The sequence below is a fragment of the Candidatus Saganbacteria bacterium genome (assembly GCA_026387835.1).
Lineage (GTDB): Bacteria > Margulisbacteria > WOR-1 > JAKLHX01 > JAKLHX01 > JAPLKZ01.
Genome location: JAPLKZ010000010.1, coordinates 336489 through 352079, shown reverse-complemented (window position 1 = coordinate 352079; position 15591 = coordinate 336489). Strand labels below are relative to the sequence as shown.

General features: G+C 46.5%; 17 protein-coding genes. 12 read left to right on the top strand and 5 right to left on the bottom strand.

Annotation, left to right across the window (positions count from 1 at the left end; translation table 11 throughout):
- Positions 1–3: 3 nt before the first annotated feature.
- Positions 4–1167 (bottom strand): cysteine desulfurase NifS, encoded by a 1164-nt coding sequence (gene nifS, locus NTZ10_05850; GenBank protein MCX5749748.1) that lies wholly within the window; start codon positions 1165–1167, stop codon positions 4–6.
- A gap of 53 nt (positions 1168–1220) precedes the next feature.
- Positions 1221–1619, bottom strand: coding sequence for an Rrf2 family transcriptional regulator (locus NTZ10_05845; GenBank protein ID MCX5749747.1), 399 nt, complete (start codon positions 1617–1619; stop codon positions 1221–1223).
- A 69-nt stretch (positions 1620–1688) separates the two neighbouring features.
- Between NTZ10_05845 and gpmI the strand changes: the two genes are divergently transcribed.
- Entirely contained in the window at positions 1689–3317 is a 1629-nt protein-coding gene (gene gpmI / locus NTZ10_05840) for a 2,3-bisphosphoglycerate-independent phosphoglycerate mutase (protein ID MCX5749746.1), read from the top strand.
- A 92-nt stretch (positions 3318–3409) separates the two neighbouring features.
- A complete protein-coding gene (locus NTZ10_05835) occupies positions 3410–4651 on the top strand; it encodes a hypothetical protein (GenBank protein ID MCX5749745.1) in 1242 nt (413 codons plus the stop codon).
- A 3-nt stretch (positions 4652–4654) separates the two neighbouring features.
- Here NTZ10_05835 and nth read toward each other — a convergent pair whose 3' ends face one another.
- Positions 4655–5299 (bottom strand): endonuclease III, encoded by a 645-nt coding sequence (gene nth / locus NTZ10_05830; GenBank protein ID MCX5749744.1) that lies wholly within the window; start codon positions 5297–5299, stop codon positions 4655–4657.
- Positions 5300–5334: 35 nt separating this feature from the next.
- Here nth and NTZ10_05825 point away from each other — a divergent pair, with 35 nt between their 5' ends.
- The 10 genes from NTZ10_05825 to NTZ10_05780 all read left to right on the top strand — a co-directional run bounded on the left by NTZ10_05825 (position 5335) and on the right by NTZ10_05780 (position 12686).
- Positions 5335–5652 carry a DNA-binding protein gene (locus NTZ10_05825; GenBank protein MCX5749743.1) on the top strand — a complete coding sequence of 106 codons (318 nt, stop codon included), beginning with the start codon at positions 5335–5337 and terminating at the stop codon, positions 5650–5652.
- Positions 5653–5874: 222 nt separating this feature from the next.
- The gene (locus NTZ10_05820; GenBank protein ID MCX5749742.1) at positions 5875–6312 is read left to right on the top strand and encodes an Rrf2 family transcriptional regulator; all 438 of its coding nucleotides are present in this window, start codon (positions 5875–5877) and stop codon (positions 6310–6312) included.
- A 134-nt stretch (positions 6313–6446) separates the two neighbouring features.
- Positions 6447–7739, top strand: coding sequence for an O-acetylhomoserine aminocarboxypropyltransferase/cysteine synthase (locus NTZ10_05815; protein MCX5749741.1), 1293 nt, complete (start codon positions 6447–6449; stop codon positions 7737–7739).
- Between the two features lie 15 nt (positions 7740–7754).
- Positions 7755–8681, top strand: a complete 927-nt coding sequence (gene cysK, locus NTZ10_05810; GenBank protein ID MCX5749740.1) for a cysteine synthase A — start codon at positions 7755–7757, stop codon at positions 8679–8681.
- Between the two features lie 6 nt (positions 8682–8687).
- Positions 8688–9824 (top strand): homoserine O-acetyltransferase, encoded by a 1137-nt coding sequence (locus NTZ10_05805; protein ID MCX5749739.1) that lies wholly within the window; start codon positions 8688–8690, stop codon positions 9822–9824.
- Between the two features lies 1 nt (position 9825).
- Positions 9826–10440: a methionine biosynthesis protein MetW gene (gene metW / locus NTZ10_05800; protein MCX5749738.1), complete on the top strand. Its 615-nt coding sequence runs from the start codon at positions 9826–9828 to the stop codon at positions 10438–10440.
- Positions 10437–10637 carry a sulfur carrier protein ThiS gene (gene thiS / locus NTZ10_05795; GenBank protein ID MCX5749737.1) on the top strand — a complete coding sequence of 67 codons (201 nt, stop codon included), beginning with the start codon at positions 10437–10439 and terminating at the stop codon, positions 10635–10637. Before metW ends, thiS begins: the two co-directional genes overlap by 4 nt.
- Positions 10638–11249, top strand: coding sequence for a sulfur carrier protein ThiS adenylyltransferase ThiF (gene thiF / locus NTZ10_05790; protein MCX5749736.1), 612 nt, complete (start codon positions 10638–10640; stop codon positions 11247–11249).
- The gene (locus NTZ10_05785; protein MCX5749735.1) at positions 11250–11744 is read left to right on the top strand and encodes a 4Fe-4S binding protein; all 495 of its coding nucleotides are present in this window, start codon (positions 11250–11252) and stop codon (positions 11742–11744) included. It abuts the gene before it with no gap.
- A 156-nt stretch (positions 11745–11900) separates the two neighbouring features.
- Positions 11901–12686, top strand: coding sequence for an SUMF1/EgtB/PvdO family nonheme iron enzyme (locus tag NTZ10_05780; GenBank protein ID MCX5749734.1), 786 nt, complete (start codon positions 11901–11903; stop codon positions 12684–12686).
- Between the two features lie 55 nt (positions 12687–12741).
- On the opposite strand, the gene NTZ10_05775 is transcribed toward NTZ10_05780, so the two are convergent.
- Both NTZ10_05775 and NTZ10_05770 read right to left on the bottom strand, forming a co-directional pair.
- Positions 12742–13266: a cob(I)yrinic acid a,c-diamide adenosyltransferase gene (locus tag NTZ10_05775; protein MCX5749733.1), complete on the bottom strand. Its 525-nt coding sequence runs from the start codon at positions 13264–13266 to the stop codon at positions 12742–12744.
- On the bottom strand, positions 13257–15569 hold the full coding sequence (locus tag NTZ10_05770; protein ID MCX5749732.1) for a vitamin B12-dependent ribonucleotide reductase: 2313 nt from the start codon (positions 15567–15569) through the stop codon (positions 13257–13259). Before NTZ10_05770 ends, NTZ10_05775 begins: the two co-directional genes overlap by 10 nt.
- Positions 15570–15591 lie beyond the last annotated feature (22 nt).

The window sequence follows — 15591 nt, the reverse complement described above, 5'->3', positions numbered from 1 at the left end:
TTATTATCCTCCTTTGTATAACGGCGACATCTTCCTCAGCTTTTCGACGATCTTCGGGAACACATCTATAACATGGTCGATATCTTCTTCTGTAGTCAGCCTTCCTAAAGTAAACCTGATCGAGCCGTGGGCGATCTCATGCGGCCTTCCTATTGCAAGAAGCACATGAGAAGGCTCAAGTGTTGCGGAAGAGCATGCGGAACCCGTGGATGCTGCGATCCCCTCCATATCAAGGGTTAAAAGCATTGATTCACCCTCGACAAATTTAAAACAGAAATTCACGTTATTCGGAAGCCTTTTAACCGGATGTCCGTTCAGGATGCTGTCGCCTATTTTTTCAGACAAGGACGTAGTCAGTTTATCCCTCAGAGGAATAAGATGTTTTGCCCTTTCATTCATTTCCAAGGCGGCGAGTTCCGCGGCCTTTCCAAAACCGACTATTCCGGGAACATTTTCGGTCGAACCCCTACGGTTCTTTTCCTGGCCGCCGCCGTGCATGAAGGGGACCATCTTGGTTCCCTTTCTGATGTATAAAGCGCCAACACCCTTAGGCCCGTAAAGTTTATGGGCAGAAACTGAAAGAAGGTCAACGTTCATCTTATTTACATCTATTGGGATAGCACCCGCAGTTTGTACGGCATCTGTATGGAAAAAGACACCTTTTTCTTTGGCAATCTTTCCTATCTCTTCGACCGGCTCTATTGTGCCGATCTCGTTGTTAGCATGCATAACAGATACCAGAACAGTCTTATCTGTAATTGCTTGTTTGACTTTTTCAAGATCAACAAGCCCTTGTTCATCAACGGGGAGTACAGTAATATCAAACCCCAGCTTTTTAAGAAAAGCACACGGCTCTGTCACTGCGTGATGCTCGATCGCCGAGATTATTATATGATTTCCCTTTTTCTGGTTAGCAAAAGCAACGCCTTTAACAGCAAAATTATCCGACTCAGTACCGCCGGAAGTAAAAACAACTTCATCTGTCCTGGCGCCGATCAAACCCGCGACTTTCTCGCGGGAAACTTCGACCGCGGCCCGTGCTTCTTGTCCGAAAGAATGGATCGAAGAGGGATTTCCGAAAATTTCATTGAAGTACGGCTGCATCACCTCAACGACCTGCGGGTGCGCGGGCGTAGTCGCGGCATAGTCTAAATATATTCTTTTCATAAACCCCCTCTCCGCCTTCGGCGGTTTCTCCCCCTTGTCAGGGGGAGACGCAATTATTTTAGGTCCCCAAGGTTGACCGAGTCCAAAGCGGATTCAAGCTTTTCGTTTATCTTTTTCCACATAGGGTACGACTTGCAGCTTGAAGCCCTGCTGCAATTGTTCCCGCCGCTTCCGCTGCAGAGAGTAAGATAAATCGGGCCTTCAACACACCGTATAATATCCCCGATGGTTATCTTCTTCGGGCTTTTCCCGAGGACATAGCCGCCCCTTGACCCGCGCGAACTTTTTATCAGCCCGGCCTTTCTCATCTTGTTAAAAAGCTGCTCGATATAGGACTTTGACATCGACTCGCTATCCGATATTTCTCTTATCTGGACCGGACCTTCTTCTGATTTTTGAAGAAGATAGATCAGGGCCCTTACCGCATATTCGCCTTTAGTTGTGAGTCTCATAATAAAATAATACTATACTTGAGCGAAACGGTCAAGTATCATATGGCCAACTTGTAGTATAATATTGCTGTGGGAAATAACAGGGTATATCTATGCATCCTCGATGGCTTCGCGCTCGGGAAACAGGACGAAAGCAACGCGATCTATGACGCGATAAAGTCAGGCAATGCACCTTTTATAAAAGAACTTTTTGAAAAACACCCTTATTCAAAGCTGGAATGCAGCGGCCTGGCTGTCGGCCTTCCGGCAGGAACGATGGGCAATTCCGAGGTAAATCATCTCAATATGGGAGCAGGAAGGGTTGTATACCAATCGATCGAGAGGATAAACGTCGCGATAAACGATGGGAGTTTTTTCAAGAACGAAGCTTTGACGAAAGCTGTAGACAACTGTAAAAAGAACGATTCAACGCTCCATCTTATGGGAATACTCCAGGGGCATGGCGGGACAGTCCACGGGAGCATCCTGCATCTTTATGCACTTCTCGATCTTGTAAAAAGGAACACGCTCAAAAACGTCAAAATTCATTTATTCACCGACGGCCGCGATACAAACCCTAAGGCTGCGGGAGAGATCTACCTGAAGATGCTCGAGGATAAGATTGCGGAGCTCGGGCTTTCCGGTGTGGTAAAGATTGCTTCAGTGATGGGGCGCGAGATCGCGATGGACCGCGACACGGCATGGGACAAGACGCTGATCGCAATGAAAGCTTTAGTGCTCGGACAGGGAGAATATAAATCCGATACTGCAAGGCAGGCGATAGAGGATTCGTACAAAAGAGGGGATACGGACGAATTCATAAGACCGACGATAATCGGCGATTATAAAGGCATAAAACCAAAAGATTCCGTTATCTACTTTAATTTCAGGCAGGACAGGACGATACAGCTGACAACGACGTTCTGCGAGCAGGATAAAAAATTCTTTGATTACAAAAAAGGCACGAAGCCTATAGATGAAGATATATATAAACAAATACTTGGCCTTCAAAAAGGTATCCAGCCGTTCGTTTTTGTGGCGATGACAGAGTATTATCCCGGTCTTCACGGGCTGACAGCCTTTCCGGAAAAGGAAATACCGGACACCGTTGGAGAAGTCATCTCGAGGGCCGGGCTGAAACAGCTGCGTCTTGCAGGCCCGGAAAAATTCGCGCACGTAACAGCCTGGTTCTCGGGAAGAAGGGCGGAACCTTTTCCGGGAGAAGACAGGCATCTAGCCCAGGACATGAAGCTCAAGGAAAGAACTCAGGAGGGAAAACATTACGACTGGGTGCCGGAGATGACGGCCTTCCTTGAGACCGATTATTCACTTAAAGCTATAGAAAGCGGCAAATATTCCCTCATAGTGCACAATTTCCAGAACGGCGACATGGTCGGACATACGGGGAATTTAAAAGCTGCGACAGAAGCGATATGCGATATTTCCAAATGCCTTGAAAAGCTCGTGCCGGCGTGGACTTCAAAAGGCGGGGTCTTTATCTTAACTGCGGATCACGGCAATTGTGACGAGATGTATTTTGAAACGAACGGGAAAGAGATCGTCAGCACCCAGCATTCATTAAACAAAGTTCCGTTCTGGATCATCGGGAAAGAAGTCAGCTTGAAAAGCGAAGGGATTATTCCCGATATCGGAACAACAATTGTCGGCCTCATGAGCCTTAAAAAACCCGCGGATATGACGGCAAACTCTCTTTTCTAGAACAAAATAACCCGACCCCAAAATTCACTGAAATTTTCAAATAATCCATTCGATAGATATATTGACGATAAAACTTAAAGGAGACTAATATCATGAAAACGACGTTTTCGGCCACAATAACCCGGGATACTGTTTTTAACGGGAGGAAGGCAGTTCAGGCGGCACTTTCAACTGACAGAAAAGGGACAAATATCGACAGAATTACAATACACAAAGTAGGCGGATCTATCCCGGAAATACTGATACAAAGTGCAGGGAAAACAATAAACCCGCTATGGATACCGCCGTGGCAATCACAGGAACCCGACAAATTCGATCTCAGGAGACCGGAATACCAAATTTTTGGTGCGGGATGCGACGGCCCGCTACTCGCCGGAATAACCGGACTGAACATGTGTTTCCCGATTTTCGGCGGAGGAGAGCTGAAAGTTTTTGGGGGCGCTCACGGCGAAGTCAATAAAGTTCCATGGACAGCCGCCTTGTCTAAAATAAACAGAAACGGCCTGACAATGAACGCAAAACTGCCGATCACAAATACAGCAGTGAACAGGGAGATCGGATTTTCCAGGGGAGCACAGGCAATAGGCTTCGATGACACATTTTCCAACAGACTAGCAAGCACAACAAGAATAGCGACCATTGCCCAGCATATGACATTCAGCTGGGAATTTATGGCAGATTCAGTGACATACCTGCCAAAAGGAACGAGAGGCGTGACATTTCCTTATGAATTCTTTACTCCGCGGGCAGGCGAACCGACAAAGCAGCTTTTAACAAGAGGGGAAGAGTTTGAATATCCTTTGGCGCCCGCGGAAGACGGGTCGCTGATCGACCTGAGCGTGTTCCCGAAAGTTCCGGAAAGCGACTGCGCCACGATGCACATGCCAAAAACAAGCCCCTTCGGGTGGTTCGTTGTAAGGAATTTAAAGCTGGGGATCTCTCTGGGATGTATCTGGAGCAGGGAACAATATCCGTTTTTGGTGCGCTGGGCAGAGAACCTGGCAAGATGGAATACACCCTGGGCAGAGACCGTAGGCCATCCCAGGACAAGAGCTATAGGCTGGGAATTTGCCAATACGGCTTTCCCGGTTTCGCTGGAAGAAGCAATAAAAAGAGAAACAATGTTCGGAGACCGCACTGTTGATGTAATCTCCTGCAAAAGTAGCATAACAAAATCATTTGTCATATTTGCCCTTGGTCCGGACGTGCAAACCGTTCACGACGTAAGGCTTACAAAAATATCAATTCAAATACTGCACGCGAAGGACAAACCGGGACAATATAGGGATGAGGCCGAAGAGGATATTGAAAGAACATCGATACCGCTGGAATAACAGCTAGTATAGAACCGACTTAAAATAGGGGCAAAGCTTTTTTACCGGACATATCTCGCATTTAGGCCTCTTCGCGTCGCAGATATTCCTGCCGTGCTCGATCAGATAATATGTTATCTTGCCCCACATATTTTTAGGGAAAAGCTCCATAAGGTCCCGCTCTATCTTTACCGGGTCTGAGTATTTTGAAAGGCCGAGACGTTGAGAAAGCCTGATAACGTGAGTATCCACAGCAATCCCCTCGTTCTTATTAAAAGCATTAAAAAGAACTACATTCGCAGTTTTCCTTGCAACCCCTGGTAGCCTTATCAACGCTTCCATTGAATCGGGGACAACGCCGCCATAATCAGAAAGCAGCATCTGCGCCATAGCCTTTATATTTTTTGCTTTTGCCCTGAAAAACCCGGAAGAATAGATATATTTTTCTATCTCTTTGACGTCGGCCTTCGCGAAGTCTTTCGCCGTCTTAAGTATTTTAAAAAGGGCAGGAGAAAGTTTGTTGACCTGTTTATCTGTCGATTGCGCTGACAGGATAACAACGACCAAAAGCTGAAAAGGGGTTTTATATTGAAGTGCTATGCCGGCATCCGGATATTTTTTTGATAATATGCCGATAATCCTGTTTGCATGTTCTTTTTGGTCTTGCATTGGCAATCAAATTATAACATTAGTATAATAAAGACATGTATATAAAACCGCAGGAGGGAAGGTCATTCATCGGCAGGTTCGAATCAGGCGAAGACCTGCTTGCGTCATTGAACGATCTGTGCAAGAAAGAAAACATCCGCCTTGGCGTTTTTAATCTGATCGGAGCGGTCAGAAATGCAAAGCTCGGGTACTATGACCAGGAACAAAAACAGTACACGGGCTGCGTCGAGATCAATAAAAAGCTTGAGATATCTTCATGTACAGGCAACATATCGATCAAAGACGGCGAAATATTTGTGCATGCCCACATCACTCTTGCGGATTTTGACGGAAAAGCTTTCGGCGGCATTTGATACCGGGAACGGAGATATTTGTGGCAGAATTTCACGTTCAAGAGTTGACAGGAGGAGAACTTATCAGGGGAAAAGACAAAGCCACGGGACTACCTCTCTGGAACAGCCAATAATGCAGATTAACTAAATAAAAAGTAAGGCCTTGACAGGGAAATTAAATGCAAGTATAATGTCTAGTAATGCGATAGAATTAGTAGAGATAGATTATCCGAGGTTTTATTTATGAAGCTGTCTACAAAAGGGAGATATGGAGTGAGGTTAATGCTCGATCTGGCGCTCCATTTCGGCCAGGGGCCGGCCTTATTGAAGGACATATCAAAAAGACAGGAGATCTCGGAAAAATATTTATGGCAGCTTATCCCGCCGCTTAAAAATGCGGGGCTGGTAAATTCGATCCGCGGCTCAAAGGGCGGCTATATTTTGGCAAAAAAGCCGGCAAAGATAAATTTGGAAGAAATCGTATCATTACTCGAGGGGCCAATCAATTTTGTCGATTGTGTTGACGATCCCGATTCATGCAAAAGGGCCCTTCAATGCGTGACAATGGACGTGTGGGACGGGATGGCACAAAACATAAAAAAATACCTGTCCGGGATTACATTACAGGACCTTATTGAAAAAAACCAGTTAAAAAGCAAGGGGACAAATTACTTTATATAAAAGGAGGTGGACCTATGGACGATGACGGTATGCGTGTCGGGAAAAACCAGTCTAAGCAAAATTAAAAGCGGGTCCTCTTAGGCTTGGGAAAAACAAGGCCTAAAGGACCGGCAAAAAAATAAAGGAGAACAAAGATGACAAATGAGGGAAAAAAGATAAGACTCGAAACGGTATTATTACACGGGGGACAGGAAGCGGATCCGACAACAGGTTCAAGAGCCGTGCCTATATACCAGACCACATCCTATCAGTTCAAATCAACCGATCATGCTGCCAATTTATTTGCGCTGAAGGAGTTCGGCAATATATATGTAAGGCTGATGAACCCGACGACGGACGTTTTTGAAAAAAGAATGGCGTTGCTCGACGGAGGGGTCGGCGCACTCGCGCTGTCAAGCGGACAATCGGCGATAACGCTGGCCCTTTTGAACATAGCGCAAGCCGGGGACGAGATAGTTTCTGCCGATAATCTTTACGGGGGCACCTACAATCTTTTTCATTATACGTTCCCCAAGTTCGGCATAAAAGTGAAGTTCGTAAAATCGAACGATATCAAGGCATTGAAAGAAGCGATCACCCCGAAGACAAAGGCAGTTTATGCCGAATCCATCGGCAACCCGAAACTGGATGTGGCCGATCTGGAAGCTATTGCAAAAGTAGCTCACGAAAACGGGGTCCCGTTCATTCTTGACAACACCGTGTCCCCATATTTATTGAGGCCGATCGAGCACGGAGTCGATATAGTCGTCTATTCGGCGACAAAATTCATAGGGGGTCACGGTACGTCGCTCGGCGGAGTCATAGTAGACTCTGGAAAATTCGACTGGACGAACGGAAAGTTCCCCCTGATTGCCGATCCGGACCCAAGCTATCACGGGATAAACTTTGTCGAGGCCCTGAAACCAATGGGCAATATTGCCTACATTATAAAAGCCAGGGTCACGCTTCTGCGTGATCTGGGCCCGGCGCCATCGCCGTTCAATTCGTTCCTGTTTATCCAGGGCCTGGAGACGTTGCATCTGCGGATGATCAGGCATAGCGAGAACGCGCTTGCGGTCGCAAAACATCTTGAGTGTAACAACAAAGTATCTTGGGTCAATTATCCGGGACTCGACTCAAGCCCAGAAAGAGAAAGGGCAAAAAAATATCTAAAAAAAGGTGCGGGAGCGATAATCGGGTTCGGAATAAAAGGGGGGCTTGAGGCCGGCAAAAAGTTCATCAACTCTCTAAAGCTGGTTTCGCATCTTGCCAATGTCGGGGATGCGAAGACCCTTGCGATACACCCGGCCACGACGACCCATCAGCAGCTTTCAAGCGAGGAGCAGCTTGCGACCGGGGTAACGCCCGATTTTATCAGGCTGTCTGTTGGGATAGAAAATGTTGAGGATATAATAGAAGATATTGACCAGGCATTAAACAAAGCTTAAAAGGAGGATGAACCGATGACAAAGATATTTGAAGACATAACTAAGACTATCGGCAGAACGCCTTTGGTCAGGATCAACAAATTAGCCGAGGGTCTGGGGGCAACGGTCATTGCAAAGCTCGAATCATTCAACCCACTCTCAAGCGTAAAAGACAGGCTCGGGATAGCCCTTATCGAAGACGCGGAGAAGAAAGGGCTTATAAAAAAAGACACCGTGATAATCGAGCCGACGAGCGGTAATACCGGCATAGCCCTGGCATTTATCTGCGCGTCAAGAGGATACCGCCTTATACTTACGATGCCCGAGACCATGAGCATCGAAAGAAGAAAGCTTTTCAAGATCTTCGGCGCGGAACTTGTCCTGACCGACGGGACAAAAGGAATGTCGGGAGCTATTGCGAAAACACAGGAGCTGCACCAGAGCATTCCCAACAGCTTTGTACCGCAGCAGTTCGAGAACCCGGAAAACCCCGAGATCCACAGGAAGACCACTGCCGAAGAGATCTGGAGCGATACCGACGGAAAGGTTGATATATTTATCGCGGGAGTCGGGACCGGAGGGACAATTACCGGAGTAGGTGAAGCCCTCAAAAAAAAGAAGAACGACGTAAAGATCATAGCAGTGGAACCGAAAGATTCTCCGGTACTGTCGGGCGGTTCTCCTGGAGCTCACAAGATACAGGGGATAGGGGCGGGGTTTGTTCCTAAGATCTACAACTCAAAGACGGTAGATGAGATAATAAAGGTCTCGAATGAAGACGCAGGACAGTTGGCCAGACTCGCTGCAAAAAAAGAAGGACTTTTGGTCGGCATTTCGAGCGGCGCCGCACTCTGGGCAGCGATTGAAGTGGCAAAAAGACCGGAATCCAAAGGCAAAACGATAATCGTCCTTCTTCCTGATACCGGGGAAAGGTACCTTTCGACCTGGTTATTTGAAGAGTAGAAAAATATGATAAAAAAGGGGAGTATCTGGACCGTAGAAAAGAAATACTTCACTTTTGGGGAAGGCTCGCATGGCTTAATCCTCGAAAGCGGGGAGAAGCTTGGCCCGATAACCCTCGCATACGAGACTTACGGAAAGCTTGATGAAGATGCGGAAAATGGCATCCTGCTTCTTCACGCACTTTCAGGAGACAGCCATGTTGCCGGAAGATACAGTGCAGATGATAAAAAGCCGGGCTGGTGGGATGAAATGGTCGGTCCGGGAAAAGCTTTTGATACGGATAAGTATTTCATCATATGTTCAAATGTGCTTGGCGGCTGCAGCGGATCCACAGGGCCATCATCAATAAATCAGGCCACCGGCAATCCTTATTCTCTGGATTTTCCGTTCATAACGATCGGAGATATGGTCAGTGCACAGAAAAAACTGGTCGAGCATCTTGGCATAAAGAAACTTCTGGGGGTTGCGGGAGGATCGATGGGCGGCATGCAGGCAGTCTCATGGCTGGTAAAATATCCGGGCATGATACACAGCGCGATACCGATTGCCACATCATCAAAGCACTCCCCGCAGCAGATAGCGTTCCACGAAGTGGGACGACAAGCAATAATGTCTGACCCAAACTGGAACGAGGGGAAATATTACGGGCAGGAAATTCCGGCAAAAGGGCTGGCGCTTGCACGCATGCTTGGGCACATAACTTATATGAGCGATGTCTCGATGGAAGAAAAATTCGGCAGGCAAAAGAATGAAAAGAAACTGCCGGCCAAGTTTGACGCGCATTTCGAGGTTGAAAAATACCTGCAATACAAAGGGGATAGTTTTGTAAAAAGATTTGATGCGAACTCATATCTTTACATAACAAAGGCCATGGACTATTATGATGCATCTAAAGGCAAACCGCTCGAAGAAGCGCTCATTGGAGGCGACGTAAAAATCCTTGCAATCGCGATGAAATCGGACTGGCTTTATCCGACGCACCACTCAAAGGAGATCGTCAAAGCATGCAAAAGAGCAGGGCTCGACACATCTTATTGCGAGATCGATTCAACATACGGACACGATGCTTTTCTGCTTGAGACAAAAGAACTTACACACCTGATAAAACATTTTCTGGCGAAAGTCGAAAGGGGCAGAGATTAACATGATCGACTGGGGGAAACTAAGGCCGGACCACAGGCAGATACTTGAGATCGTAGATGCAAGGACAAGCATCCTTGATCTCGGATGCGGCCCAGGCGAGCTGATGCAGCTGCTTGAACAGGAAAAAAAGGCCAGGATCGTCGGCATAGAGATCGACGAAAAAGCTGTCCGGGAGTGCGTTGAAAAAGGGCTGAGCGTTTTTCACGGCGACATCGATTCAGGCCTCTCTGAATACAGGGATAAATCGTTCGACTACGTCATACTTAACCAGAGTCTCCAGCAGGTAGCGCACGTGGAAAAGGTCCTTGACGACGCTATCAGGGTGGGCAATAAGGTCATCGTAGGGATCCCGAATTTCGCCTACTATAAATCAAGATTACAGCTTGTTTTAAGAGGAAGGATGCCGGTCACAGCATCACTCCCTTATAAATGGTTCGAAACACCGAACGTGAGATTCTTGACGATATATGATTTTATCGATTTCTGCAAAAAGAACAGGATAAACATTGAAAGAAAGATATTTATCGGGGAAAAGAAAAAAGCCTTCATTTTTCCCAACATGTTCGCAACAACAGGACTGTTCGTGCTGTCGCGGAAAAACGGAGGAGAAAAATGAAGATTATAGTAAACGGCGAAGAAAAAGAAACTCCCCGGTCCGTGAACATCAGGTATCTGGCAAGCATGCACAAACTCGACTCCGCGAGAGCCGTTATCGAGCACAACGGGAAGATCCTTAAAGGTGAAGAATGGGGCAAGACTTATTTGAACGAGAACGACAAGATCGAAATAATATCTTTTGTCGGGGGCGGGTAAATGAACGAATTTGAAAAAGGGCTACTAAAATACTTTACAAAAGAACAGCTCGGCATCATTCAAAAGACAAAGATTGGCATTGCGGGTTGCGGAGGGTTAGGTTCAAATATAGCCAATGCCATAGTAAGGTCAGGGTTCAAGGACTTTGAGATCATTGATGAGGACGTCATTGAAGCAAGCAATCTTAACAGGCAGAATTATTTTCTCGGCGAGATAGGGGCCTCTAAAGTCGATACAACAGCGAAGAAAATACTCCTTATAAATCCCGACGCAAAGATAAAGGCAAAAAAGATCCATCTCGACAGAAGCAATATTTTAGAATACTACAAAGACAGAGATGTTATTTTCGAAGCTTTTGATAATGCTCAGTCAAAGAAACTATTCCTTGAGAGCTTCGGAAATACAGACAAGATCCTGATCATGGGGAGCGGTATGGCGGGCATAAAAAATGAGACGCATATCAAGATCAGGAAAGCCAGAAAAAACGTCTATATAGTCGGAGATGAGGAAACATATGCCGGAAAAGAAACCCCCCCTTTGGCCCCGAGGGTGATAGCATGCGCGGCGCTGATGGCTTCCGTGGCGCTCGAACAAGTATTGAAGGGAAAATAAATGGTTACCGCTAAATATAAAACATCGCAATTAATAATGATATGGCTTTTACCTATCATCTTGATCGGCGGCCTTATATGGCCCGTGATCGGCTATCTGGTCCTTGGCATGATAATATTCTTTTCAGCTCTTTCATTCTTCAAAAAAAGATACTGGTGCTGGTTCTTATGCCCGCGCGGATCTTTTCTGGAAATTGTTGTCCCGTTCTTCAGCCGGAAGAATAATTTGCCCGGAATATTCTCAAAGAAATGGTTCAGATGGTCGGTATTTGTTCTATTAATTGGGTATTTGATATCAATTATCATTAGAACGGGAGGGAACTGGATCACCATAGGAGCGGCTTTTATATCAATGTGTATATTAACAACTGTATTAGGGACTATTGTCGGAGCGATCTATAAACCGAGAAGCTGGTGCGTGATATGCCCGATGGGAACGCTACAGGAAACGATCTCGCGATTGCATTCGCGCGCAGACAAAAACAACAATATTTAGTATCGGCTCCACGATAATAATCATCTGTCGTCGCCCGGAACGGCGATCGATCGAAATAACCTAAAATATTCTTACCCACCCAAAACCATTGAAATATCTTGAAAAGCCGTTCGATATATTATCAGATGGTAATACCAAAGCAAAAAAGGATGTAACATGATTATCAAAATTAATATTGGTGAAAAATGGAGAAATTCAGACGGAACAAAAATAACAAGGGTCCAAATGAGAGAGGCATTAAGAACATTAAGAGGAGCAAGACAAATAAGCATATTTGTTGATAAGGGGACAATATATTCACAAATATATCCACAAAGAGAAGAAGTTTTATCTTTGATGAGGGAGAAAGATGCAATATATGAAGCAATGAACGACAAAGAAAAATATTATGCAAGAACAGAAATGAAGATAGTTGTTGACAAGAAACTAGGGGCATCATATAAGGGGGTCCCAAACTTCATAGGAGCCTATCCTCAGGGTTTTAATATTATGGTGGGGGAACTTACGGCCGGTCAATTCGGTCGATTTGTAAAAAGCACGTCATATCCAATCACAGGTGATGGTGCGGATCTCCTCATAAAAGCTCTCGCAGGTTCATCGCAACAAAGGAGCGCGGTATTTTTAAACCTGGAGGATGGCCGGGCATATGCAAAGTGGTTGAGCGGTATTACCGGGAGAAACCTTAGAATCCCGTATGAGGAAGAATGGGAAAATGCCACATTAAAAATCGACGATTCGCTAGAGACAAACGCAGTGGCAAGAGATGATTTAACAGGCAACAGAAAGGAGTGGACAGAATCCTCTAGGGGAGGAGATTTTTGTGTTTTTCGCGGCTTCCGAAATTGCCGAGATGACTTGCATATGGAAAAGCAGCTCAGCCGCAAATGTACAGTTCGCCTTATCGAAGATCTTTCGGCAGTTTCTGGAAAGGGAAAGGCCTAAAACCGAACAGTCTTAAGAAATAGGAGAAAAAGCTCGAAGCGAAAACGGGATAAAATCACCAATCCAACCCCTCTATCCCCTTATCCCCAAGATCATAATAGTGTTTTATCTTCTTCATCTGGGTGATAAGATCGATCTTCTTTGACAGCTCCGGCGGCAGGACGCGGCCGGTTAAAATTGCATGAAGAGTCACCGATCCGATCGGGACCCGCACCAAATCAATGATCTCCCCAATATCCTTTGTCGATATCAATCCCGCGGCCTGCGCGTCCAGTATCTCGTCAAGGATAAGAAGGAAATATTTCTGTGAGCCGGCAAGCTTTTTTGCAAGAGCAATCCCTTCTTTTGCTTTTTTTGTGTGGGTTTCCTTCGGAGTTTTATCAAGGACAAAAGACGATTCGCCGGCGAGGTAAAGTTCTATCGAAGGACACTTAGAAAAATATTTATATTCACCCGTATTTGTCCGGCCTTTAAGGAACTGAATAACGGCAACTTTTTTGCCGTGGCCGGCTGCGCGAATAGCATGGCCTATTGCCGCGGATGTCTTGCCTTCTCCGTCACCGATGAAAGCTACCAGCATTTAGAGTATCCGCACGACCTGCAGACGATACATCCTTCCGTAAAATCGACCATACTGCCGCACTCGGGGCACTCCGGGCACATGTCGGTCTTGATATCTCTTTCTTCCATGAAAGAAACGGTCACGGGAACGGGTTCTTTTGCTTTTGCGGTGGCTGCTGCGGCGATAACCGGATCGATATCCGGCATATCATCGACGTGGCCGTGGCCGTTCCCGTTGCCGATGTACTGCTCGATCGTCTTCGCGATAGCATCGGGGCAGGAAAGGATCATTCCGCCGTTCACCCATAAAGGAGAAGGACATCTGATGCCTTTCACCTGTTTTAAGATAGCTTCCTTATCTATCCCGCACCTTAGGCACAAGGATATCAAACGGCTGATCGCCTCCGACTGCGATGCCGCGCATCCCCCTGATTTCCCCATCTTTGCAAATACCTCGCACAACCCCGACTGGTCCTCGTTTACGGTCACGTAAAGATTGCCGCAGCCGGTCCCGATGCGGATCGTCTTGCCGAGCGTCTGGCTCGGCCTTTCCCTCGGGACTATTCCGTGAGGCTTCCTGTTCTCTTCTTTTCTACTTTCGATGTTCAGGACCTGCGTCTCCCTGCTTTTATCTCGGTATATGGTTATGCCCTTGCAGCCTTCTTTGTATGCGAAAAGATACGAGTTTTTGATGTCGTCTTTTGTCGCGTTATTCGCGAAGTTGACGGTCTTTGAAACGGCATTGTCCGTGTATTTCTGGAAAACGGACTGCATCCTTATATGCCAGTCGGCGTTTATATCGTGAGCCGTAACGAATACCCTCCTGATATCTTCGGGAACTTCTTCTATCCCCTGCACGCTGCCGTGTTCCGCGATCTTTTTCATAAGTTCGTCGCTGTAAAAGCCCGCTTCCATTGCTATCTTTTTGAATAACGGATGCACTTCCACCATCTCAGCGTTGTCCATCACCCGTCTTATATATGAGATGGCGAACAGGGGCTCTATTCCGGAAGAACAGGCAGCGATTATGCTGATGGTCCCTGTCGGAGCAAGGGTCGTGGTCGTTGCGTTCCTTATCTTTGGCCCGTTCTGGACATCATATATGCTGCCCTTGAAATTCGCGAACTCACCCCTTTCAAATGCAAGTTTTTCCGACGCCTTCTTGCTTTCTTCCTGGACGAACCGCATCACTTTTTCGGCTGTCGACATAGCCTTCTTCGTGTTGTAAGGAATGCCGAGCATGATCAGCATATCGGCAAATCCCATTATCCCGAGGCCGATCTTGCGGTTGGCTTTTGTCATATCCTCGATCTTTTTAAGCGGGTATTTGTTCATCTCAATCACATCGTCAAGGAATCTTACCGACAAATGAACGGTCTTTTTCAGCTTTTCCCAGTTTATTTCATGCTGCGCGCCCGAAGACTTCTTTACCATCTTTGCAAGATTGATCGAGCCGAGATTGCAGGATTCGTAAGGGAGCAGAGGCTGCTCCCCGCAGGGATTTGTAGCCTCGATCTCCCCTATAAGAGGAGTGGGATTAAAAGCATTCATCCTGTCGATAAAGATGATCCCCGGATCGCCGTTCTTCCATGCCATCTCGGTAATAAGGTCAAAAACCTCTTTGGCGTTAAGGCTGCGCATTTTTTCTTTTGTCCGCGGGTTAACAAGATCGTACATCCTGCCTTCTTCCACCGCTTCCATGAACTCGTCAGTGACAGCTACCGAAATATTAAAATTGTTTATTTTATTGTTATCTCTTTTGCAGGTAATAAAATCAAGGATATCCGGATGGTCCACGCGAAGTATGCCCATATTGGCGCCGCGGCGGGTGCCGCCCTGTTTTACCGCTTCGGTCGCGGCGTCAAATACGGTCATAAAAGATACAGGTCCCGAAGAAACCCCTTTGGTCGTCAGGACGATGTCGTCCTTTGGCCTCAAATGAGAAAAAGAAAACCCGGTCCCGCCGCCGCTCTTGTGGATCATCGCGGTCTCTTTTACCGTCTCGAAGATATTTTCCAAAGAATCATCGACAGGCAGCACGAAACACGCGGATAATTGCTGCAAGGCCCTCCCGGCGTTCATGAGAGTAGGGGAATTCGGAAGAAATTCCAGTGAGGAGATCATCCGGAAAAATTCGTCCTCCACCTGCTTCGCCTCTATTGTCGACGAGAACCTCACTTCCGCAGAGGCGATATTTTTTGATACCCTGCGGAAAAGATCCTCCGGATTTTCCGTCACATTCCCTTTCTCGTCGCGCTTTAAATATCTTTTTTCAAGGACCTTTATCGCGTTTTCGGACAAGTTCAATTCTTCGCTGGACATGGTAATTCCCCCTTCTGTTGAT